We start from the raw sequence: 21,897 nt of genomic DNA, 5'->3' as shown, positions 1-21,897 counted from the left end.
AGGGTGAGCAATCATCCCAAGGTGCAACGCGTCGCCGACGCACTCCAAGCAGCCGGTGCGACCGGTGAGATCAAGATCCTGGACGAGGCGGTCCCGACAGCCGCGGCCGCAGCGGCCGAGCTGGGCTGCGAGGTCGGTGCGATCGCGAACAGCCTGATCTTCGACGGCGACGGCGCACCGGTCCTCATACTGACCTCTGGCGCACACCGGGTCGACACCGCAAAGGTCGCCGCCGAGCTCGGCATCACCAAGCTCCGCCGTGCGACCCCGGAGTTCGTCAAGGAGCACACCGGTCAGTCGATCGGCGGAGTGGCTCCGGTGGGCCACCCCGCCCCGGTGCCGACGTACGTCGACATCGTCTTGCAGCAGTACGACGTGATCTGGGCGGCCGCGGGGATTCCGCATTCGGTGTTCCCGACGAGCTACACCGAGCTGCTCGAGCTCACCGGGGCCACCCAGATCACCGTCAACTGACTAGAACGCCGGCCTGATGTCCACGTCGGCGGCCCGGACGTAGAACATCCGGTGGCCGAACCAGATCTGGTAGTAGCGATCCTTGCCGAGGACCTGCACGTGATCGCCCGGCGTGGCCATGTCGAACGTCACCGCGCGGTAGTAGTCGGTCTCGATCGACGCATCACTCAACGGATAGGACTGTCCGGCCCCGATCGAGTACTGCAGCGGTGTGACGGCCTGGTACGGAACACCTGTCGGGTACGCCGCCTGCTCGGGGTAGGCCCGTCCGTACACCGGCACTGATTCCTTGCCTGCCTTCGGAGTCACCACGACACCCGGCTTGGCATAGGCATCCGGCGCCGACTTCGGGCTCTTGAACCAGCCGATCGCACCGAGGTACCAGACCCCGACCCAGTCGCCCTGGCGCTTCGCGACGACGTACTGAGCACCCGCTGCGACCCGTGCGCCGTGGTCCCACGTCGCTGTGGTGCTGGCCGAGCCGTCTGCGTGCAGTCCGAGGTCCTTGACCAGCGGAGCGCTGTCGTCCGGTGCCTGGCGCAGGTAGACGAAGTTCGTGCCCTGCGTCGGGCACGGGGTGCCGGCAGTGGTGCAGCCGGTGACGACCTGCGCGTTACCGGAGAAGCCAGGCTTGATGGTGACGATCGAACCGGCCTTGACCGGGAAGATCGAGTGCCCGTAGATCGGTGCGCCGAGCAGGTCGAAGTAGTGCTCCCAGTCCCAGTACGGTCCCGGGTCCCAGTGCATGCCACCGACCGTGGTGGGCAGCGTGCCAGGCACCTGGTCGTGGCCGATGATGTGCGCGCGGTCGAGCGGGATGTGGTTCTTGGCGGCCAGGTACTTCACCAGCTTGGCCGAGTTCCGGTAGAGCGACTCGGTGTACCAGGTGGCGCCCTGAGCCGCGAAGCCCTCGTGCTCGATGCCGATGCTGTGCATGTTGATGTACCAGTTGCCGGCCTGCCAGGCGACGTCGTTCGCCTTCACGTGCTGCCAGACATGGCCGTCGGACGAGCGCATCGTGTACTGCCAGCTCACGTACGTCGGGTCCTGCACCAGGTTGAGAGTGCCCTGCCAGCCACCCTCGGTGTCGTGAATGATGATGTAGTCGATCTTGCCGGTCTTCGGCCGGTTCGCCAGGTCATGGTTGCCGTACTGGCCGGCACCCGCGCCGGTCTTCGCGTACGGCGCAGGCAGCCACTCGCAACCCAGTGAGACCGGGCACTCGACGTCGGAGTTCGACTGCTTCACTCCGGCCGGCAGCGCCAGCTTGGTGGCCTGGGCCTTGTCCGGCGCCACACTGACGGCCGGCATCGCGATCTGCTGCCCAGTGTTCGTCGTACGGGCCGCACCGCGCGCCATGATCGAGTAGACGTCATCGGCGAAGGCGGTCGCACCCGCGCGGTCCGCTGCCTCGGCGTACGACGCCACTGCGCCGTACCACTGAGCTGCGGACGTGTCCGCGCCGACCGGAAGCCCGAGCGACCGCTGGTACGACGCCAGTAGCGCAGCTCCACCGGTGATGTTGGCGACTGCGTCGGTGCGCAGTGCGACCGGGTCGAGTCCGGTCAGCTGGGACGCCTTGTACAGCGTGCGCAGCGACTCGGCCTTGGCGACCTTCTGCTTGCCGGACAGGTCGACGACCGTGCTCGGGTCGACAGCTGTCAGGTGCATCGGGCCGTAGCCGCCCGACGAGCTGGACGCACCCTGGTGGTCGTCCCAGCGGCTCTCCGCGTACGACACGGCCAGCAGCACCGACTCCGGTACGCCGTACTTCGCGGCCGCGGCACCGAAGGCCGAAGCGGCCGCAGTGGTGGACGCATCGGGTGGCGAGGCGGCTGCGGGTGGCCCACCCGACGACACGCCGGTCACCGTGATCGGCAACGCTACCGCCGCGAGTGCGGCGAGAATCTTCGAACGACGCAGCATGTTGGTTTCTCCTGACCCGAGGGCGGGGGCTGCCGGTCACACAGGCTGGCAGTCTGATCACTGTTAGTCGAGGCGACCCGCGCTGTCAACGGTTTACCAAGACTCGCCCTTCAGAGGTTCGATTCTGACGAAAAGGTACGCAGGTGGAAGCACTACCGTTGGCGTTCACAGCGGGCTGGGCGAGTGGGATCAACGCCTACGCCTGTGTGCTGATTCTCGGGCTGCTCGGCCGGTTCGCCGGGGCTGAGGACGTCCCCACCGCGCTGACGGGCAACGGTGTACTGATCGCGGCGGCCGTCCTGTTCGCCTTCGAGTTCGTCGCGGACAAGATCCCGTACATCGACTCGGCCTGGGACGCGATCTCGACCGTGATCCGGCCGACCGTCGGTGCGATCATCGCGGCGCTGATGTCCGGCGAGGCGAGCACCCTCCAGCAGGCCGTGATCGTGACGACCGGCGGTGTGGTGGCGCTGCTGTCGCACGCGGTGAAGTCCAGTCTGCGGCTCGCCATCAACACCTCTCCCGAGCCCGTCACCAACATCGCCGCCTCGTCCGGTGAGGACGTCGCGGTCGCCGGTGTGATGTCACTGGCCGCGTTCCACCCGGAGATCGCGCTCACCATCGCCGCTGTCCTGCTGCTGCTCGGGCTGATCGGCGTGTACGTCGCCTTCCGGTTCATCCGGCGTGGCTGGGCCCGCTTCAAAGCCTGGCGGGACAAACGCAGTGATCCGGCGACCGGGAGCAGTGTTGTCTGATGGCCGAAGTGATCGTCATCGGGGCCGGCCTCGCCGGACTCGCCAGTGCTGTACGTCTGGCCAAGCTCGGCCACCGGGTCACCATCTGCGAGCAGGACGAGCGCCTGGGCGGTGTCCTCGGTCGCATCGAAGCTGACGGCTTCCAGTGGGATGCCGGAGCGGCCAGTACGACGCTCCCGGCCGCGCTGCGCGACCTCTTCCGAAAGAGTGGCCGCCCGATCGAGACTCTGGTTCAGCTGGAGCCAGTGCTCGAGGCACGGCGGCACATGTTCGCTGACGGCTCGGTGCTCGACCTACCGCTGAATGATCGCGCTACTCAGCACGAGGCCTGGACAGACCTGGCTGGCGCCCAGGTGGCCCAGCAGTGGACCGATCTGGTCGACAGCTACAGCGACATCTGGCAGCTGCTGCGCACGACCTCGATCGAGCCGCCGCTGGAGGACAAGCTGTCCTTCAGCACGATCCGCGCTCTCAAGCCGTGGCAGTCGCTCGAAAAGGTAGCCCAGCGCCGGCTGTCCGACGAACGAGCCCGTGCCGTACTGCGCCACTTCGCTGCTCAAGGCGGATCGGATGCGAGCCTCACGCCAGGCTATGTCGGCGTGTGGTCCTACCTGGAGCGCACATTCGGTAGGTGGACCATCCCCGGCGGTTTCGGTGCGATCGCGGACGCCCTGGTGCAGCGAGCCAGCGAGCGGAAAATCACTGTCCGCACCAGCGCGACTGTCGCCGCTGTCACCACCAATGGCGGCGCTGTGACCGGTGTGCGGCTCACTGACGGCGAGGAGCTGGCAGCGGACATCGTGGTCAGCGACATCGACCCGCGGGTGCTCTACGGCGAGCTGGTCGACGACTCCGCCGCCAAGAAGGTCCGCAAGCACGTTCTGGCGACGCACCAGGCCCAGGAGGCGTACGTCGTCCACCTCGGTCTGCAGGAGCCACTCCCAGCGCTCCCCTTCGAGACTGTCCTGCACGGTACGCCGACTGTCGTGGTGCGCACGGGCGGTCAGGCACCGGCCGGCTACCAGGCATGGTCGGTCCTGGTCCACGGCTACCCGACTGACGACGTACTGGACCTGCTGGTCGCCCGTGGCCTGCACATCCGGGACAAGGTCGTCTCCCGCCAGGTGTCACCGTCCTGGTGGGCCGGAGTGGCCTGGGAGGGCTATCGCACCGCCCGCCGCCGGGCCGGCAACGTCTCCCCGGTCAAGGGCCTGTACTGCGTCGGAGCCGGCGCCCACCCCGGATCCGGCGTACCGGCGACCACTCTCGGCGCCGCCATCGTCGCGGACGCCATCGGAAAGGCCTGAAGAACGGAAAGGCCTGAAGAACGGGAAGGCCTGAGCCCCGTCTGCGGTTGATTCAACGAGGCGCACTAAGATTGGTCGTTCCTGTGTTTCGTGTCGGGGTGGTGCCCGGCAGTAGAGAGGATCTCGGTGGATCAAACCCCCCTGCCGGCCGATGACGAGAATGTCGAGCGGGCTGAGCTGGCGGCTGAGCAACAGCACGTTGACCTGGTGTACGACCGGGTCGACGTAGCGGCTCGATCGGCATCCCGAATTGCTGTAGACGGTCACGCGCGGGCCCAGGCCCAGAACGTGGGCCGGGTTCGTGACGAGGAGCAGACTGGTCTGTACGAGCGGGACGTGCTGGTGTTCGCAGCCGCCCGCCGGATCGCGGAGCTGGACGCGGAGCATGAGGGCCTGGTCTTCGGACGGCTCGACTCCGACCACGGCGACGACCAGCCGGCCGCTACGGCCGCCAGCGAGCTCGAGAGCCTGTATGTCGGCCGGATCGGAGTGCGCGACGCCGAGTACGAGCCCCTGGTGATCGACTGGCGGGCACCGGCCGCAGAGCCGTTCTACCGGGCCACCGGTACGGACCGGCTGAAGGTAGTCCGGCGCCGCGTGCTGCGGAACAAGGGCCCGCGCATCATCGGGATCGAGGACGACCTGCTCGCGCCGGAGCGTGCTCCGGCGGATCTGCCGGTGATGGGTGAGGGCGCACTGATGGCCTCCCTGTCGCGGGCTCGCGGTCACACGATGCGCGACATCGTCGCCACCATCCAGGCCGAGCAGGACCGGGCCATCCGGGCGCCTGCGCGCGGAGTCACCGTGATCGGTGGTGGACCGGGCACCGGTAAGACGGTGGTCGCTCTGCACCGTGCGGCGTTCCTGCTCTACAGCGACCGGCGCCGGTTCGAGCGTGGCGGCGTACTGGTGGTTGGTCCGTCGGCGGCGTTCATGGCCTACATCGAGCGCGTCCTGCCGAGCCTCGGTGAGAACACGGTGTCATTGCGTGCGGTCGGCGAGCTGGTCGACGGCGTGAAGGCCACTGCGGTCGACGAGGCCGATGCTGCCGCGATCAAGGGCTCGCTGCGGATGACCGGCATCTTGTCGCGGGCTGCGCGGGACCGGGTGCCGAACGCACCGACCACGCTGCGGGTCTTCATCGGCGGTGCCACCGTCGAGGTGGACACCAACCAGCTCGACAACGTCCGCCGGAACGCACTGCGCCGGACTCCGCGCAACCGAGCCGCGTCCGAGGCCCGCAAGGGTCTGGTGGCCGCTCTGTGGCAGCGGTTCCCGGAGGACCTTCGCACCGGTGTCTACGGCGACCGTGAAGCGTTCGGTGACCGGGTCTCCGACACTCCGGCGTTCCGGACGTTCTTCAGCCAGTGGTGGCCGGTACTGACGCCGGAGACCGTGCTGCGCTGGCTCGGTGACCCACGCCGGTTGCAGCGCTGGGCCCGCAACGAGCTGACGCCGGTCGAGATCGACACGCTGGCAGCTGCGATCCGCAGTACGGACGAGTTCACCATCGCCGACGTGGCGTTGCTGGACGAGCTCAGTACGTCGCTCGGCCGCGCACCGATCCCGGAGTCTCGTGGTGACGAGGAGTTCGACTGGATGGAAGGGCTGTCGGACGGTGTGAACGAGGTGCTGACCACCTCGGAGCGCCGGGCCCGCGCAGTCGCTGCCCGGGAGGCCGAGGAGCCGGAGGACTACGCGCACGTCCTGGTGGACGAAGCGCAGGACCTCTCTCCGATGCAGTGGCGGATGGTCACTCGCCGCGGCGCGCAGGCCAGCTGGACGATCGTCGGCGACCCGGCGCAGAGCTCGTGGCCGGATCCGGACGAAGCCCGGAACGCCATGGACTCGATGCTGTCGCACCTGCAGCGGCACAGCTTCCGGCTGTCCACCAACTACCGCAACTCGGCCGAGATCTACGCGTTCGCCGGTGAGGTGATCCGTCAGACCCTGCCGGATGCCGACCTGCCGAACGCGGTCCGGGAGACCGGGATCGACCCGGAGCACCGGATCTTCGACGCCGGTAAGGTCGCCGAGGCCGCCGGCGACGCCGCAGCCGAGCTTCTGCAGCTCGTCGAAGGCACGGTCGGAGTCATCGTGACGCCGGCCCAGCGTCCGGCCGTGGAGCGGGTGCTGGCCGAGCTCGGGGACCCCCGGGTCGTCGCGCTGACCCCACTGGAGTCGAAGGGTCTCGAGTACGACGCCGTCGTGGTCGTGGAGCCGGACCGGATCGTCAGCGACACGCTGGGCGGCGTTCGAGCCCTATATGTCGTCCTGACCCGGGCGACCCAACGGATGATTACTGTGAACAGCACAACCCATTGGCTGCCCGCCCGCGCCTCTTAACGAGGAAAGCTGGCGTCTTGACCAAGGTTCTGCGCGCGGCCGCGATCGGCATTGTCGTCGTATCGCTGGCCGCGCAGCTCACAGCTCCGGCAACAGCCGCACCCGTCAAGCTCAAGTTCGGTGCGTGCCCGCCGGACTCCGGTGCGACCCGGCAGACGTACTGCGCGACGCTCAGGGTCCCGCTGGACTACGCCAAGCCGAAGGGCCGCCAGATCACGCTGACGGTCTCTGCGGTCGGCAGTCTGAGCGCCAAGCACTTCATGCTGGTCAATCCGGGCGGACCGGGTGCCTCCGGCATCGGTATCGAGCAGTTGGTCAGCGCGGGCCTGCCAGAGAAGGTCGGCGAGCAGTACGCCGTGTTCAGCTTCGACCCGCGCGGAGTCGGTGCGAGCACGCCGGTCAGCTGTGGTGCCGTCACCAGCAAGCACCCTGCACTCCCCTACCTGCCGGCCAACGCCAAGCTGGAGCAGCAGCGCATCCAGCAGGCGAAGCAGGTCGCGGAACAGTGCGGCCGCAAGGCCAAGGACCTGCTGCCCTACATCACCACGGACAACGCGGCCCGGGACATTGACCGGATCCGCATCGCGCTTGGCCGGGACAAGATCGACTATCTGGGCTACTCGTACGGCACCAAGCTCGGTGCGACGTACGCGACCATGTTCCCGCAGCACACCGGCCGGATGATCCTCAACAGCGTGGTCGATCCGCTGGTGTCGACGTACCGGACCGGCTATGAGCAGGACCCGGCGTTGCAGGCGCGGGTACAGGCGCTGTTCGCGTGGATCGCCCAGCAGGACAAGACATATCACCTCGGTAAGACGGCGAAGGCAGTCCAAGCGGTGTGGGAGAAGCTGCGCAGCGACGTGTCCAAGAAGCCGGCCGGGGGCCGTGCTGGGATCGCAGAGGTCGACGACCTGCTGGCCGGCAGCCTCTACACCGATGACGAGTGGTCGTCAGTAGCCGATGCGATCGTCGACTACAGACACGGCAAACCTGACGCGCTGCTGTCCATCACCGACCAACTGGCGTTGCAGTCGGTGGACCCGGCCCAGCTGGCCTACAACTGCACCGACCCGGGCTGGCCGCGCAGCTGGAGCACGTGGCGCTGGGACACCGCAGTCGCCGCGCATCGCGCGCCGTCCATCGCCTGGCTGAACACCTGGTACAGCGCGCCCTGCGCGTTCTGGCCGGTCGGCCCGGTGCAGCAGACCACCATCGGCTCGGGCGAGGTTCCGCCGATCCTGCTGATCCAGCCCCGGTACGACGGTCCGACGCCATTGAACGGTGCGCGCCGGATGCACGTGGTCTTGAAGGGTTCACGACTTCTGATCGAGAACGGCGGCAACCACGCGTCGTACCTGATCCGGAAGAACCCCTGTATCGATGCCAAGGCCGAGAAGTACCTGCTCACCGGGGAGCTGCCGGCCGATGGCAACTGCCCGGCGAGCATCTAGAGAGGTCTGTCCCATGACCACATTGCTGCGGGCGGCAGCGATTGGCGTTGCCGTCATCTCACTGACCGCACAGCTCACGGTTCCAGCCACTGCCACGCCGGGCAAGCTCAAGTGGGGCGACTGTCCACCCGACTCCGGAGCCTTCCAGCAGACCACCTGCGCGACGCTGAAGGTCCCACTGGACTACGCGAGGCCGAGCGGTCAGCAGATCACGCTGACCATCTCGAAGGTGGGCGACCTGACGGCACCCCGCGTTCTGCTGACGAATCCGGGCGGACCAGGTGTCCCCGGCATCGGCATGGAGCAGGGCATCAGGGTCTCGCTACCGCAGAAGCTCTACGACCAGTACGCCGTACTCAGCTTCGATCCGCGCGGAGTCGGCGACAGCACTCCGGTCAACTGCGGTGACTTCGGCAAGCTCGACAAGCACCCGACTGCGCCGTACCGGCCGGCCAACGCGCAGCAGGAGCAGCGGCGAGTGCAACAGGCGAAGCAGGTTGCCGAGCAGTGCGGTCGCAAGGCCAAGGACCTGCTGCCCTACATCACTACGGAGAACGCAGCCCGGGACCTGGACCGGATCCGGATCGCCTTGGGACGCGACAAGATCGACTACCTGGGCTACTCCTACGGCACCAAGCTCGGTGCGATGTACGCGACCGTGTTCCCGCAGCACACCGGCCGGATGATCCTCAACAGCGTGGTCGATCCGTTGACGTCGACGTACCGGCAGTCGTTCGCGCAGAACGCCGGCTTCCAGACTCGGGCCCAGGCGATGTTCCAGTGGATCGCTACGCGGGACAAGACCTACCACCTCGGCAAGACGGCGAAGGCGGTCCAGGCGAGCTGGCAGAAGGTGCGCAGCGACGCAGCCAAGAAGCCGTTCGGCGCACGGGCCGGAATCAACGAAGTGGACGACACTCTGGTCGGTGTCCTGTACAGCGACGGCCTGTGGTCGTCACTGGCCGATGCGGTCGTTCAGCTCCGCAAGGGCCACCCGGACGACCTGCTGGCGCTCGTCGACCAGTACGGGCTGGGGTCAGTGGATCCGGGGCTGCTGGCTTACAGCTGCACGGATCCGGGCTGGCCGCACAGCTGGACCAGGGCCCACCTGGACACCACGGTGTCCGACCGGCGTGCGCCACTGGTCGCCTGGGGTAACACCTGGTTCACTGCGCCCTGCGTGTTCTGGCCGACGGGACCAGTGCGGCAGACCAGGATCGGCTCGGCGAAGGTACCGCCGATTCTGCTGATCCAGCCGCGCTACGACGCCGCAACACCACTGCTCGGCGCACAACGGATGCAGGCCGTGCTGGCGGGCTCGCGGATGCTCGTGAAGAACGATGGCAACCACGCGGCGTACCTGACCGAGCAGAACGACTGTGTGAACAGCCGGGCGGAGAAGTACCTGCTCACCGGCGCACTGCCGGCCAACACGACTTGTCCAGCCAGCACCTGAGCCAAGAAGGAGCCGTCAGCCGGCCGCCTTGCCGCCGATGAGGACGAAGGCGATGACACAGGGGGCGGCCGAGCGGTTGGACCAGGCGTGGTTGGTGCCGCGCTGGATCAAGACGTCCCCTGCGGACAGGCGAGTCTCCTCGGCGTCGAGCACCGCCCAGATCTCGCCACTGAGGACGATGCAGTAATCGAGCGAGTCGGTGGCGTGGATCTGCCGGCGGGCCAGCTCCTCGCCGGCGGATCCCGGCGGCCGCCAGACCGAATCCGGGGGGAATTCGACGGTCCGAAACACCGAGCCGTCCCGCGGCGGAGCCACTGGGAGCGGCTCGGCCGGGATGTCGATCGCCGGACCTTCGTTGTCCACCGGGGTCCGGCTGGTCCGCCACAACTGCGTGACGACGAACTGGTCCGTGCCGGCCTGGCAACTGACATGCGGGCTGATGTTGTCGATGGCGATCATCGACTCGCCGGCGCTGTTCAGCGCGGTGACCACGCGCCGGACCTTGCGGGTGCCGGGCGCCGGGGTGAGGTCGAGCGACGCGACGAGGTTCTCGGCCATGGACTACTCCTGTTCGGTCGGGCAGACGGTCAGTCGGGGATGACCGGGAGGAGGAGGTGCGAGGGGTGCTCGGTGTCGTGGAAGACGTGGTGGAGCGTCGTCCGGGAGCTGCTGATGTGGTAGGGCACGTACTCCACATCAGTGGCGCCGGCGACGCCGGTCGGCCGGTCCATGCTGGTGATCTCCAGGCAGATCCGATGGCCGGCACGGAAGAGGTTCGCGGTCGCCAGGATCTCGATGTCGTACTCCACGACCTCGTCCGGTGTGACCGGTTCCGCGGCGTCCCGGGTGAGCTGGTGGAACGGCTTCCACGGCGTACTGCGGTCCTGGTCGAGGGCACGGTTCGACGCCTTGAGCCAGCCACGACTGAGCTCACGCTCCGGCAGGTCGGAGGGAATCTCGAACTCGCCCTCCCGGGCGCTCCGGACCGACGGGTCGGGCCCGACGTCCTTGAGGACGACCATCCAGTTGGTGTCGTCCTGGTCGATCGACGCCCACAACTTGAGCTTGGCAGGCCCGGCGATCAGGACGTCGCGGGGAAGCGGGTCGGTCAGGAAGCGCAGCTTCGCGACCTGACGCGTATGGGTGAGTGGCATCTGCACGAACGAGTCCGGCGGGATGAGGTCGTCGGCCGAGCCGGGAGTGAACTCCTGGCTGCGCAGCCGTTCCCAGCTGGTCAGGTAGAGCTTGGTCCACTGCGTCTCCGGCAGGGGCCAGTCGGTGCCGGTCCGCCAGTCGTTGAGACCGCTGACCCAGTACCGGACCGGCGGCTCGTCGAGCATGCCGGTGTCGATGCCCTTCAGCCAGTGGTCGTACCAGCGGACGATCTCGTGGTGCAGACCGTGGAAGGGGCGCTCGAGATGGGTGTGGCTGAGGAAGAGCAGCTTCTTCGGGATGTCCGTCAGGTTGCGCCAGTAGCTCTGCGCGCCCTGGAGGTGGGTCTTGTAGGTGTAGCCGTACCAGCCGGCCCCGGTGTAGACGGGGATCCTGATGTTGCCGAACTCCGCCTCACTGCGCTCGACCGTGCCGGGCTGTTCGAAGGGGTCGATGAGGGTCTCGAAGACGGCCGGCATGTGCTGGCCCTTCATGCTGAGCACATTGAGGATGTGCCCGAACATCCGGTAGTCGGGGTTCGCCATCGCCTCGCGCCACAGCGATTCTCTGGCCGGCGGCAGCTCCCCCGGCACGCCCTTGTCCTGATGGAACACACCGAAGTGGCCGACCAGGTAGCGGAACAGGCTCAGTACACCGCCCGGGTGTTCTTCCCGGAAGCCGCCGAGCGTCCCGTAGGCGCCGCGGGGGTCGTAGGGGAAGATCGCCTTCAGAGCGGGCGGGTTCTGCCGGGCGACGTGCATCTGCTCGGCACCGAAGCCGGAGATCCCGATCATCCCGACGTTGCCGTCGCACCACGGCTGGGCGGCGATCCACTCGATCAGGTCGTAGGAGTCGAACTCACGCGAGCCGCCACCCTCGGACTTACCGATACCGCGCGGCATGCCGACCACATGGACGTAGCCGCGGGACGTGATGAAGCGGGTGTCCCCGGCTTCGGTCGGGCCCATCCACAGCGGCGACCACGCCGGCTGCGGCGGCAGCGTTGTCGCTTCCGGCGACAGCAGTTCCTTGTTGTAGATCGAGAACGCCAGCAGCACCGGCAACGGCTCGTCGGTGACCGGGCGGTGGACGTCGATGCAGAGCCGCACCCCGTCGCGCATCGCGACGTAGACATCCGGCTCACTCACCAGGCCGGAGTGAGTGGCCTCGCGACGGTATGCGGTGGGCAGTTCCGGAGAGGGAGCGAGTTCGCTCATCGAGGCATCTCGATTCTTCGGTGAATACGGCGTAGCGATGCGATGAAGCGAGAGACTGACATGTAAAGAATTACACGTCAAGGGCTCAGCATCTGACCGGGTAGGCCCAATATTCATGACAGACTTGACATGTTGAGGTCGGCAGAGCAGATTGGCCTTCGGTACGAGCGAAGGAGGTCGCGGTGACGGCGGTGTACCCACCTGGTGATCCACGCGCTGCGCTGGCCGTCCAAGCCCGGCAGGCGACTGCTCCGCGTCCGGCCGAGGTGTTCGAGCTGTCGGCGGAAGCACCCGATCGGGTACTGCGCAACGGCACCCGCTCGTGGCTCGTGCGAGCTCAGAACTTCTGTCTCGAGGTCACGGCGCTCGTCGCCGGCGACGAACTGACCGAGGTGTCGCTCCCCGAGGAGCACATCGTGCTCGTGCAGAGCGGGGCCGTCTGCGTGTCGGACGAGAACGACGGCCCGGTGGAAGTCACCGACCCGTCGGTCGTCATCGTGCCCCCGGGATCGAGCAGGCTCCGGGCCGGCACCAATGCCCTGGTGGTCAGATTGTTCTCGGCTCACGTGGACGAGGTTGTCGCACGGGCACGGAACGCCGGCTCCTACCGGACCGCCGACCCGACGGTACGGCGGTTGCCGCCGGTGGAAGCAGCGAACAGCCCAGGCCTTCGCGTCCACAGGCTGGCCGACGTACCGGTGTCGCCCGGCCGGCTCGGGCGGATCTTCCGGTCCTCGAGCCTGATGGTCAACTGGTTCGCCGACGAGCACCAGCCTCGTGATCCGGACAAGTTGTCCCCGCATTCTCATGACGACTTCGAGCAGGGCTCGATCACGCTGGCCGGGGACTTCGTCCATCACTTGCGCACGCCGTGGACCCAGCGGCTGGCCGATTGGCGGGACGACGAGCATCACCTGGTCACGAGTCCGTCGGTGACGATCATCCCGCCACCGGTGGTCCACACCACGCAGGGCGTCGGCCAGGGAGTTCACCAGCTCGTCGACGTCTTCGCCCCGCCGCGGGCGGACTTCCTCGCCCAGGGCTGGGTCCTGAACGCCGGCGACTACCCCGAACCAGGCGATCCGTCGTGAGCGCCGAGAACCTCGTCGGCACCTGGGTGAAGTTCCCGGCCCCGGAGGTCGTGGAGGTCCTCGCCGCGGCCGGGCTCGACGTGGTGGTCATCGATCTGGAACACGCGACCCTCGACCTGACGACAGTCTCGCGGATGATCGGCGTCGCCCGTGACCGCGGGGTCCGGCCGTTCGTCCGGGTCTCCGGCCGGACCGCCCGCGATGTCCAGCCGGTGCTGGACGCGGGTGCGGCCGGCATCGTCGTACCCCACGTGGACGATGTCGCCGCGGCCCGCGAGGCCGTCCAGGCGATCAGATTTCCCCCGTTGGGCGAGCGGGGAGCGAGTCCGTCCGGTCGCGCCGGTGGCTGGGGGCAGACCTCCCTGCCCGACTACCTGAGCACCGGTGCGGACGTCTGCGTGATCGCGCAGATCGAGAGTCTCGAAGGGCTCGACAACATCGGCGCGATCGCCGGCGTCCTCGGCATCGACGGTGTGTTCATCGGCGAGGTCGACCTGGCCGCCTCGACCGGGATGGCCGTCGACGTGCCCGCACTCCGGGCCAGGATCGAGCAGGCCGAGGCGGTCTGCCACGCGGGCGGGTTCGTGCTGGCCGGCGGCGCTGCCGACGGCGCCGAAGCCGCCCTCCGGTTCGCCCGCGGCTACCAGTTGGTGCTGGTCGGCACGGACATCGGATTCCTCCGCCGCGGTGCGGCGCAGGCACGCGAGTCCGTGCAGATCCCCGGCGGTGCGGAGCAGCCGGCTCCCCCGGAAACCGGCCGTCGATCCGTGGCCGCCGAGCTGACCCGGATCGTCGCCGATGTCTGGTTCGAGATCGACCACACCGACGGCTCCATGGTGTCCGGCCACTTCACGCCGGACGCGAACCTGACCATCACCGGCGGTGCCCTGCACGGCAAGGCGGAGATCGACGCGTTCTACAGCGCGCGGCACGCTCGCGGCCCGCGGGTCTCCCGCCATTGCGTCACCAACCTGCACGTCCTCGAGGCCGACGAGCGACGAGCCTCCGCGCTCTCGGTACTGATCCTGTACGCCGAGGACGGGGAAGCCCCGCGGCGCCGGACGAACCCCACGCTGATCGCCGATGTGTACGACGACTTCGTCCAGCAGGACGGCCGTTGGCTGATCCACGACCGGCGGATCGTCGCCCAGTTCTTGCCCGAGCAGAACACCCTCACCGTCCCGGGCCGGTAGTCCCCCGCCCAGGGACAGAACACCATCGAAGGAGCAGGCGATGACAGAGCTCGATGCCGGAGATCACGACACCGGCGACCTCCCGGACCGCTCACGCTTCCCGCTGCCCGCCGAGAAGGGCGCACTGCCGCTCGTCGACTCGTTCCTCTACACCGATCTGCTGCCCGAGGTGCCGGCCTTCGAGCTCAGCGCCGGGGAGCGGCACTACCGAGATCCCTTTGTCGGCATCACCGAGAGCGGTACCGCTCGAGAGGGCCTCTACTCCCTGGTCGACACCGGTGAGCGGCCGCTGGCGGCGATGGCAGCCGCGCGCGCCTACCTCGACGTACTGGCGCCGTACCAGCTCACGATCGCGCACCTGCCGATGACCTCTCCGGATTGGCGGTTGTGGACGAACGCCATCCCGACCTGGACGCCGAAAGGCATGCGCCTGGAGCGGCTGGACGAAGATCAGCGCCGGCGGGCGCTGGACGTGATCGAGGCCAGTCTCAGCCCCGCCGGGTTCGCCCTGGTCCGGGCCGCGATGAAACTGAACGGCGCTCTGGGTGAGCTCGTCGACGACTACAACGACACGCTGACCGAATTCGCCTACTGGTTCACCGTCTTCGGGGATCCCGGGTCCGGCGAGCCGTGGGGCTGGCAGCTGATGGGACATCACATCGACCTGCACTGCGTCTTCGTCGGCAGCCAACTCGTCTTCGCGCCCGTCTTCGTCGGAGCCGAGCCGACCGTCGCCGTCACCGGTGTGCACCGTGGCGTCCGGGCGCTCGACGAGGAGACCAGGCGTGGGCTCGATCTCCGCAGGTCGCTGAGTCGGGCCCAGGAGCCCGGCTTCCTGCTCAGCAGCTCCATCGCCGCGGCCGCCTTGCCGCCGGAGCTGGCCGGCCCCTGGAACGGGCGGCATCTGGGCGGTGCCGGTGCCGACAATCTGGTGCTGCCGTCCGAAGGCATCCGCGCGGACGAGCTGACCAGCGACCAGCAGGACCGCCTCGTCGAGCTGTTGCGGGTCTACCTCGACCGGATGCCCGGCCGGCCCGCCAAGACCAAGCTCGACCAGGTGCTCCGGCACTTCGACGAGACCCGCTTCGTCTGGCGGGGCGGCCACGACGACGAGGCCGCCTTCTACTACCGCATCCATTCGCCGGTCCTGCTGGTGGAGTACGACAACCATCCGGGCGTCTTCCTCGCCAACCCCGAGCCCGACCGGTTCCATGTCCACACGATCGTGCGCGAGCCCAACGGGAACGACTACGCCAAGAACCTGCTGGCCCAGCACTACGCACTCCACCACGGCGGCTCGATGGCCCACCAGGTCGATGCCGGCGGCAACCAATGAACCGCGGCCGGTGAGAGTCCTCGTCGTCGGCGCCGGCATCGGTGGGATGTCCGCCGGGATCGCGCTCGACCAGCACGGCATCGATGTCGAGCTGATCGACATCGACCCGCTCTGGCGGGTGTACGGCGCCGGCATCACCATCGCCGGCGCGACCTTGCGCGCTTTCAGCGAACTCGGCGTCTACGAAGACCTCAGGACCCACGGGTACGTCGGTCAGGGGATCCGCGTGTGCTCCGTGGCGGGCGAGCCGCTCTGGGACGTGCCGACGCCGATGCCGGCCGCGGCCGGTGTGGCCGGCTGCGGCGGCATCATGCGGCCGGTGCTGCACCAGATCCTCTCGAGCCGGATCCTGGACGCCGGGATCGGTGTCCGGCTGGGAACCTCGGTCGTCGGGCTGCGGCAGGATCCCGGCGCGGTCGAGGTCGGATTCAGTGACGGCAGCACCGGTCGCTACGACCTTGTCGTCGGGGCCGACGGCATCTACTCGCGGACGAGACGGCAGATCTTCCCCACCGCGCCCGAGCCGGAATACACCGGCCAGAGTGTGTGGCGGATCCTCACCGACCGGCCCGGTCACGTGGACCGGCGGCACTACTTCCTCGGTGGCCCCGCCAAGGTCGGCTTCACGCCGGTCTCGGCGACCCAGATGTACCTCTTCGTCGCCGAGCGAACCCCGCAGGAGTTCCGCGAACCCGGCGAACTCTACGAGACCTTCGTCGACCTGCTGTCCGGCTACGGCGGCATCGTCGCCGACATCCGTGCCAAGGTCACGCCCGAGACCGAGATCGTGTTCCGTCCGCTCGAGACCTTCCATCTGCCCGCGCCCTGGCATTCCGGCCGGGTGGTGCTGATCGGTGACGCGGCCCACCCCACGACGCCCCAACTGGCTTCAGGGGCTGGGATCGCGGTCGAGGACGCCCTCGTCCTGGCCGCGGAGCTGGCGAGTCACGGTGCCGTACCTCCGGCGCTCAACGCCTTCCTGCGACGACGGGAGGAGCGCTGCCGGTACGTCGTCGACAGCTCGATCGAGATCGGGCGTCTGGAGCAGGAAGGTGCTCCACCGGAACAGCAGACCGCCATCGTCGAGCGGGCCCTCGCGAAACTGGCCGAGCCGATCTGACGGCCTAGACGGACTCGACGCCGACGACCGGGCTGTCCTGGTCGCGATAGCGCCGTTCGTACTCGTCGAGGGCCCGGAGGGCGCGCTGAGCCCAGGCGATCTCGAGCTCGGCGCGCTCGACCTCGCCGTCGTACGCGATCTCCCGCAGCAGCAGTGTGAAGGCCTGCTGCGCGGGGGTCCGGCCGGCCACTCGCCGCTGGACGCGGGCATGCCGGCCGGCCGAGATCAGGTCGCGCGTCTGACGCACCTGGTCGCGACGGCGGACGTAGTACTCGACGTGCAGCTCGAGATGGCTTCGGACGGACCGCGAGCCGGCGAGGTCGGAGAAGATCAGCTGGATCCGCTCGGGGTCGCGATTGGGCCGGTACTGCGGGGCCTTCGAGACCCAGGCCACCAGCTCGTCGAGACCCGTCCGGGTGATGGCGTAGACGCGCTTCTCGAGCTTCTCACCGACGGTCGTGACCGCCCCCTCGATGAGTCCGGCCTCTTCGAGCCGGCGCAGCTCGGGATAGATCTGGCTGTGGGACGCCGACCAGAACCACCCCAGGCCGAGGTTGAACTGCCGGGCCAGGTCATAGCCGGAGTTGGGCTCGGTGGAGAGCGTTCCAAGGATCGCGTAGCGCAGAGACACATGTACATCCTGCCACAATCCGGCGGACTTTCACGCGGACCGGCGAAATGAGGCTGTAACTATTTAGATGTCACTATTGACATGATTTGCCCCGCATCATACGTTCGGCCCGCCGGCTCGGGGAGACCGCCGGCCGATCTGCGGGAGACGGAGGCCAGCATGAGCGTGGCGATGTCGGCAGGCGATGAACGGGCTCGCCCCGTCGTTCAGCTCGAAGGCTTCACCAAGACGTTCGGCGCCGTGCGGGTGCTCACCGGCATCAGCCTGCAGGTGCTGCCGGGTGAGATGCGAGCGCTGATCGGGCACAACGGCTCGGGCAAATCGACGCTGGTGAAATGCCTGAGCGGGTTCTACCGGCCGGATGCCGGATCCAGCGCCACCGTCCGCGGCACTCCGCTCGATCTCGGCGACGCGCGCTCGGCCGACACCGCCGGGATCCAGTTCATCCATCAGGACCTCGGGCTGATCCCCGACCTCAGCGTCACCGACAACGTCGCGCTCGATGTCGGCTACCGCCGTGGACGATCCGGCCGGATCGACTGGCGGGCGACCCACCAGCAGACCCGGGAGCTGCTCGAGCAGATCGGCTACGACATCGACGTACGCCGTCCCGTCCGCGAGCTCGCGATGGCCGAACAGACCGGTGTCGCCATCGCTCGTGCGATCGCACCGCGGCGCGGGCACGGGACATGTCTCGTCGTGCTCGACGAACCGACGGCCAACCTCAACACCTCGGAGGCCGACCACCTGTTCGCCGTCCTCGAACGCCTGCTGGAAGGTGATATCGGCGCCCTGCTGATCACCCATCACCTCGATGAAGTGATGCGCCACGCGGATTCCGTGACGGTGCTCCGGGACGGAAAGGTCGTCGCGGCGAAGCCGGTGTCCACCGTGGAATCGCCCGACGACCTCGTGGCGCTCATGCTCGGCGCGGAAGCCCAGCAGGACCTGGCCATTCCCGTCCCGGCCGGCTCGCGGAACCCGGCCGGCTCGGCGCTGACCGTCCGGGGGCTCGGCTCGCGGACGATCCGGAGCCTGGATCTCGAGGTCGGCAGCGGTGAGATCGTCGGGATCGCCGGCATCACCGGCTCCGGCCGCGAGGAGGTCGCCGCGGCCGTCTTCGGCGGGCTCCCCCGCGCCGGCGAGGTGCTCGTCACCGGGCGCACGCTGCCGCCGTCCCGGCCAGGCACCTCGGTCCGCCGGGGAGTGTCCCTGCTGCCCGCCCGGCGGCGCGAGCACGGCATCTTTCCCGGCCTCGATGTCGCCGAGAACCTCACCCTGGCACGGATCCCGGCACGCGGTCGCGTCGTACTGGACTCCCGCCGGCGCCGGGCGATCGCCCTGAAGTGGATCGATCAGCTGCGCATCAGGCCTGGTCTCCCGGCCCTGCCGATCGAGCAACTCAGCGGCGGCAACCAGCAGAAGGTGATGCTGGCGCGCAGTCTGGAGACCACCCCCACCGTTCTCCTGCTCGACGAACCGACGCAGGGCGTGGACGTCAGCAGCGCGGGCGTCATCCACGCCCGCATCCGGCAGGCCGCGCAGGACGGGGCGGCGGTCCTGGTCGCCTCCTCGGACAACGACGAGCTGGCCCGGCTGTGCACGCGCGTACTGGTGATGCGCCGCGGCGAGGTCGCCTCAGAGGTCCGGGGCGCCGAGCTCGATCGGGATCGGATCGACTCGCTGACGCTCAAGGAGCAGCCATGACCGTACCCGTTGCCGCGCCCCGCGCGCTCAGGTGGCTCGATCGGCACGTGATCCTGCTCGTCTGGGCCGGCGTCATCGTCTTGTTCGGTGTCCTCAGGCCCGACATCTTCCTGACCGAGCTCACCGTCAAGACGGTGCTGGCGGACCAGGCCATCACCTGCGCCCTGGCGGTCGGTCTGACGCTGGCGCTCGCCGCCGGCGTCATCGACCTTTCGTTCGCGGCGATGGCCGGGTTGTCGATGGTGATCGTGACCAAGCTCAGCATCACCACCGGCCTCGGCGTCCTGCCCAGCGCATTGATCGCGATCGCGGCGTGCGCAGGGCTGGGGCTGGTGACGGCGTTCCTCGTCACCTGGCTGCGCGTGGACAGTCTGATCGCCACCCTCGGCATGATGAGCGTGGCGACGGGGCTGACCATGAAGCTGACCGCAGGCACGACGCTGACCGGAAAGTTCAGTGATTCCTTCGCGGCCTTCGGTCAGGGGTACTGGGGTCCCTTCCCGCGGCCCTTCGGCTACGCCGTCGTCCTTGGCGTCGCCGGCTACGTCGTTCTCGAGCACACCCCGGCCGGCCGGCGGATCCTGGCCGTCGGGAGCAACATCGAGGCAGCGCGGCTGACCGGAATCCGGGCCTCCGGGTTCCAGGTGACCGCAATCCTGGCCTCCTCGATCGTGGCCGCGGCCGTCGGTGTCGTCCTGGCCGCGAAGATCGGCCAGGCCACCGACACGACCGGCACCGGGTACCTGCTGCCGGTCATCGCGGCCGTCTTCCTCGGCAGCACCCAGTTCAAGGGCCGTGTCAACGTCGCCGGCTCGTTGGTGTCGGCGCTGGCCATCGGTACCGGGATCAAAGGTCTCCAGCTCATCGGCGCCACACCCTGGGTCGCCGACTTCTTCAACGGGGCGGTCCTGCTGCTCGCGGTGGCTTTCGCCGCGCGCCGCCGCCGGCAGTAGCACTCGAGCACCGGCAGCCCACGACTTCGAAGTACCAGCTCTGTCCTTTGCACGACCAGAAGAACCAAGGAGCTCAGCGCATGCACATCCGAACCTCGGCGGCGATCGCCGTCCTCGCTGCGACCTCTCTGCTGGCTGCTTGCGGTAGTGGAGGCGGAACAACGACAGCTGCCGGCGGCGGGGCCGGGCCGTCCGGCACCAAGGCGCAGACAGCGCTGGCGCCTTACCTTCAGCCTCCGACCGCCCTTCCGGTCAGCAAGCCGCTGTCGACGACCCCGCCACCAGGCAAGCAGGTGTACTTCCTCTCCGACGGGATCGGCCTGTCGCAGACGATCTACTCCGGGTTCCAGGCCGCCTCGAAGGAACTCGGCTGGACGGCGCACGTGCAGACCTGGGACGCGGCCAACCCAGCGACACTCAACTCGGCCATGCTCTCGGCCGTCAACGCGGGCGCGGATGCGGTGGCCTTCGTCGCGATGGATGCGGCGGCAATCAAGGAAGGACTCAAGGCAGCCCAGGACAAGCACGTGATCGTCGTCGGCGCCGCTACCGGCAACAAGCCTGGTACGGCGGGGATCTCGGCCGAGGTCAACTCCGCGCTGGTGGCCGGGGTCACCCGGGGCAAGATGATCGGGCTCGGCATCGCGGCAGCCGCCGAGAAGTCCGGAACGGCCGCGCACGTCGTCAACGTGACGGCGCCGGTCTACTCCAGCATCCTCGAACCCACCGACGACGGCGTGGCCTCGACGCTCAAGGAGTACTGTGCGTCCTGCAGCTTCGACAACCTGAACATCGCCGCCGCGGACCTCTTCGCCGGCAAGGTCCCACAGCTCGTGGTCTCCTACCTGCAGGCCCACCCGGACACGAACACCATCAGTATTCGCGCCGCCGGCCTGATGCAGAACGGCCTGGTCGCGGCCCTCAAGGCGGCGGGCCTGCCCAGCATCGCGATCTACGGCGACTCCCCCCTGGAGGCGCAGATCGGCGAGCTCCAGAAGGGTGATGCGACCGGATACACGGGCAACCCGCTCGCCGTACAGGGGTGGCAGATCGTCGACGCGATCGCGCGGGAGGTGGTCGACGGGAACGGCGACGTCTACAGCTCGGCGGACGCCCCGGAGTGGTGGCTGACCACCGACACGAAGCTGTCCTCGGCGCAACCGGAGTTCCCCGCCGGCTACGAGGCACAGTTCAAGAAGCTCTGGAAGCTGCCGTAGGACCAGCCAACAGGCTCAGCCGCGTGGGACGACGTACGACGTCAGGTCTGCGTCGTCCACCGCCAGATCCGCCCAGCGACAGGTCAGATGCAGGACGGTGAGCCCGGAGGTCGGGTACTTCTGTGTGAGCTGAACCCGCTCCGGGCTGGTGCCGTCCAGCGCCAGCTCGTCGGCCAGCCACGGGATGCCCGGGGCGTGCCCGACCATGATCACCGTGCGGGCCTCAGCCGGGGTGTCATGCAGTACGTCGAGCAGCTCGTCCGTACCGGCGCTGTAGATCCGCCGGTCGTACCAGACGTCCGCTGCGGTCACTCCGGCCTCGGCGGCGTACTGCCAGGTCTCACGGGTGCGCTGCGACGGCGAGCACAGCACCAGGTCCGCTTCGATGCCTTGGGCAACCAGATAGCGCCCGGCCGCGGCGGCGTCCGCGCGACCGCGGTCGGCCAGCGGCCGCTCCAGGTCCGGCATTGACTCCGGTGGGACGGCCTTGGAGTGCCGGAGCAGGACGAGGGTGCGATCGACCAGCAGGTCGGACGGGTCAGCCATCAGCCCACGATAGGGC

Annotated in this window: 18 protein-coding genes; 13 read left to right on the top strand and 5 right to left on the bottom strand. The window is 68.4% G+C overall.

The genetic code is table 11. The features are described from left to right. The first annotated feature begins 3 nt into the window (after positions 1-3). Positions 4-474: a YbaK/EbsC family protein gene (locus OG474_RS34705; RefSeq protein ID WP_405057847.1), complete on the top strand. Its 471-nt coding sequence runs from the start codon at positions 4-6 to the stop codon at positions 472-474. On the opposite strand, the gene OG474_RS34700 is transcribed toward OG474_RS34705, so the two are convergent. Beyond that, entirely contained in the window at positions 475-2,400 is a 1,926-nt protein-coding gene (locus OG474_RS34700; protein WP_405057846.1) for an N-acetylmuramoyl-L-alanine amidase, read from the bottom strand. A gap of 143 nt (positions 2,401-2,543) precedes the next feature. Between OG474_RS34700 and OG474_RS34695 the strand changes: the two genes are divergently transcribed. From OG474_RS34695 to OG474_RS34675, 5 genes are all read left to right on the top strand, one after another. Next, positions 2,544-3,155, top strand: coding sequence for a DUF4126 domain-containing protein (locus OG474_RS34695; RefSeq protein WP_405057845.1), 612 nt, complete (start codon positions 2,544-2,546; stop codon positions 3,153-3,155). After that, positions 3,155-4,462: a phytoene desaturase family protein gene (locus OG474_RS34690; RefSeq protein ID WP_405057844.1), complete on the top strand. Its 1,308-nt coding sequence runs from the start codon at positions 3,155-3,157 to the stop codon at positions 4,460-4,462. The genes OG474_RS34695 and OG474_RS34690 overlap by 1 nt, the downstream gene beginning before the upstream one ends. A gap of 126 nt (positions 4,463-4,588) precedes the next feature. After that, positions 4,589-6,808 carry a HelD family protein gene (locus tag OG474_RS34685; RefSeq protein ID WP_405057843.1) on the top strand — a complete coding sequence of 740 codons (2,220 nt, stop codon included), beginning with the start codon at positions 4,589-4,591 and terminating at the stop codon, positions 6,806-6,808. A 17-nt stretch (positions 6,809-6,825) separates the two neighbouring features. Continuing rightward, positions 6,826-8,262 carry an alpha/beta hydrolase gene (locus OG474_RS34680; RefSeq protein WP_405057842.1) on the top strand — a complete coding sequence of 479 codons (1,437 nt, stop codon included), beginning with the start codon at positions 6,826-6,828 and terminating at the stop codon, positions 8,260-8,262. Positions 8,263-8,275: 13 nt separating this feature from the next. Then, positions 8,276-9,718 (top strand): alpha/beta hydrolase, encoded by a 1,443-nt coding sequence (locus OG474_RS34675; protein WP_405057841.1) that lies wholly within the window; start codon positions 8,276-8,278, stop codon positions 9,716-9,718. Between the two features lie 15 nt (positions 9,719-9,733). Here the strand turns inward: OG474_RS34675 and OG474_RS34670 are convergent, their stop codons facing one another. Both OG474_RS34670 and OG474_RS34665 read right to left on the bottom strand, forming a co-directional pair. Then, a complete protein-coding gene (locus tag OG474_RS34670) occupies positions 9,734-10,276 on the bottom strand; it encodes a cupin domain-containing protein (protein ID WP_405057840.1) in 543 nt (180 codons plus the stop codon). Positions 10,277-10,305: 29 nt separating this feature from the next. Next, positions 10,306-12,087 (bottom strand): CocE/NonD family hydrolase, encoded by a 1,782-nt coding sequence (locus tag OG474_RS34665; RefSeq protein WP_405057839.1) that lies wholly within the window; start codon positions 12,085-12,087, stop codon positions 10,306-10,308. Positions 12,088-12,269: 182 nt separating this feature from the next. Between OG474_RS34665 and OG474_RS34660 the strand changes: the two genes are divergently transcribed. The 4 genes from OG474_RS34660 to OG474_RS34645 are packed head-to-tail and all read left to right on the top strand — an operon-like array spanning position 12,270 to position 16,827. Then, a complete protein-coding gene (locus OG474_RS34660; protein WP_405057838.1) occupies positions 12,270-13,178 on the top strand; it encodes a hypothetical protein in 909 nt (302 codons plus the stop codon). Continuing rightward, a complete protein-coding gene (locus OG474_RS34655) occupies positions 13,175-14,371 on the top strand; it encodes an aldolase/citrate lyase family protein (RefSeq protein WP_405057837.1) in 1,197 nt (398 codons plus the stop codon). The genes OG474_RS34660 and OG474_RS34655 overlap by 4 nt, the downstream gene beginning before the upstream one ends. A gap of 40 nt (positions 14,372-14,411) precedes the next feature. Continuing rightward, complete coding sequence (locus OG474_RS34650) at positions 14,412-15,707, top strand: DUF3500 domain-containing protein (RefSeq protein WP_405057836.1); 1,296 nt, start codon at positions 14,412-14,414, stop codon at positions 15,705-15,707. Positions 15,708-15,717: 10 nt separating this feature from the next. Beyond that, the gene (locus OG474_RS34645) at positions 15,718-16,827 is read left to right on the top strand and encodes an FAD-dependent monooxygenase (RefSeq protein WP_405057835.1); all 1,110 of its coding nucleotides are present in this window, start codon (positions 15,718-15,720) and stop codon (positions 16,825-16,827) included. Positions 16,828-16,831: 4 nt separating this feature from the next. Here the strand turns inward: OG474_RS34645 and OG474_RS34640 are convergent, their stop codons facing one another. Continuing rightward, positions 16,832-17,458 (bottom strand): PadR family transcriptional regulator, encoded by a 627-nt coding sequence (locus tag OG474_RS34640; protein ID WP_405057834.1) that lies wholly within the window; start codon positions 17,456-17,458, stop codon positions 16,832-16,834. 159 nt (positions 17,459-17,617) lie between these two features. Between OG474_RS34640 and OG474_RS34635 the strand changes: the two genes are divergently transcribed. The 3 genes from OG474_RS34635 (at position 17,618) to OG474_RS34625 (ending at position 21,335) form a co-directional block, all read left to right on the top strand. Beyond that, positions 17,618-19,165, top strand: a complete 1,548-nt coding sequence (locus OG474_RS34635) for a sugar ABC transporter ATP-binding protein (RefSeq protein ID WP_405057833.1) — start codon at positions 17,618-17,620, stop codon at positions 19,163-19,165. Beyond that, complete coding sequence (locus tag OG474_RS34630; RefSeq protein ID WP_405057832.1) at positions 19,162-20,118, top strand: ABC transporter permease; 957 nt, start codon at positions 19,162-19,164, stop codon at positions 20,116-20,118. Before OG474_RS34635 ends, OG474_RS34630 begins: the two co-directional genes overlap by 4 nt. An 80-nt stretch (positions 20,119-20,198) precedes the next feature. Next, positions 20,199-21,335, top strand: a complete 1,137-nt coding sequence (locus OG474_RS34625; protein WP_405057831.1) for a sugar ABC transporter substrate-binding protein — start codon at positions 20,199-20,201, stop codon at positions 21,333-21,335. A gap of 15 nt (positions 21,336-21,350) precedes the next feature. On the opposite strand, the gene OG474_RS34620 is transcribed toward OG474_RS34625, so the two are convergent. Continuing rightward, complete coding sequence (locus OG474_RS34620; protein ID WP_405057830.1) at positions 21,351-21,881, bottom strand: SixA phosphatase family protein; 531 nt, start codon at positions 21,879-21,881, stop codon at positions 21,351-21,353. Between the last annotated feature and the right edge of the window lie 16 nt (positions 21,882-21,897).

The organism is Kribbella sp. NBC_01505 (genome assembly GCF_045040285.1).
Classification (GTDB): Bacteria; Actinomycetota; Actinomycetes; order Propionibacteriales; family Kribbellaceae; genus Kribbella.
This window is presented reverse-complemented; position numbering and strand designations above follow the sequence as displayed.

Excerpts from the sequence above, each read along its gene's own strand:
- OG474_RS34700 (WP_405057846.1), bottom strand. The coding sequence starts at position 2,400 with ATGCTGCGTCGTTCGAAGATTCTCGCCGCACTCGCGGCGGTAGCGTTG.
- OG474_RS34690 (WP_405057844.1), top strand. The coding sequence starts at position 3,155 with ATGGCCGAAGTGATCGTCATCGGGGCCGGCCTCGCCGGACTCGCCAGT.
- OG474_RS34675 (WP_405057841.1), top strand. The coding sequence starts at position 8,276 with ATGACCACATTGCTGCGGGCGGCAGCGATTGGCGTTGCCGTCATCTCA.
- OG474_RS34670 (WP_405057840.1), bottom strand. The coding sequence starts at position 10,276 with ATGGCCGAGAACCTCGTCGCGTCGCTCGACCTCACCCCGGCGCCCGGC.
- OG474_RS34665 (WP_405057839.1), bottom strand. The coding sequence starts at position 12,087 with ATGAGCGAACTCGCTCCCTCTCCGGAACTGCCCACCGCATACCGTCGC.
- OG474_RS34650 (WP_405057836.1), top strand. The coding sequence starts at position 14,412 with ATGACAGAGCTCGATGCCGGAGATCACGACACCGGCGACCTCCCGGAC.
- OG474_RS34635 (WP_405057833.1), top strand. The coding sequence starts at position 17,618 with ATGAGCGTGGCGATGTCGGCAGGCGATGAACGGGCTCGCCCCGTCGTT.
- OG474_RS34630 (WP_405057832.1), top strand. The coding sequence starts at position 19,162 with ATGACCGTACCCGTTGCCGCGCCCCGCGCGCTCAGGTGGCTCGATCGG.
- OG474_RS34625 (WP_405057831.1), top strand. The coding sequence starts at position 20,199 with ATGCACATCCGAACCTCGGCGGCGATCGCCGTCCTCGCTGCGACCTCT.
- OG474_RS34620 (WP_405057830.1), bottom strand. The coding sequence starts at position 21,881 with ATGGCTGACCCGTCCGACCTGCTGGTCGATCGCACCCTCGTCCTGCTC.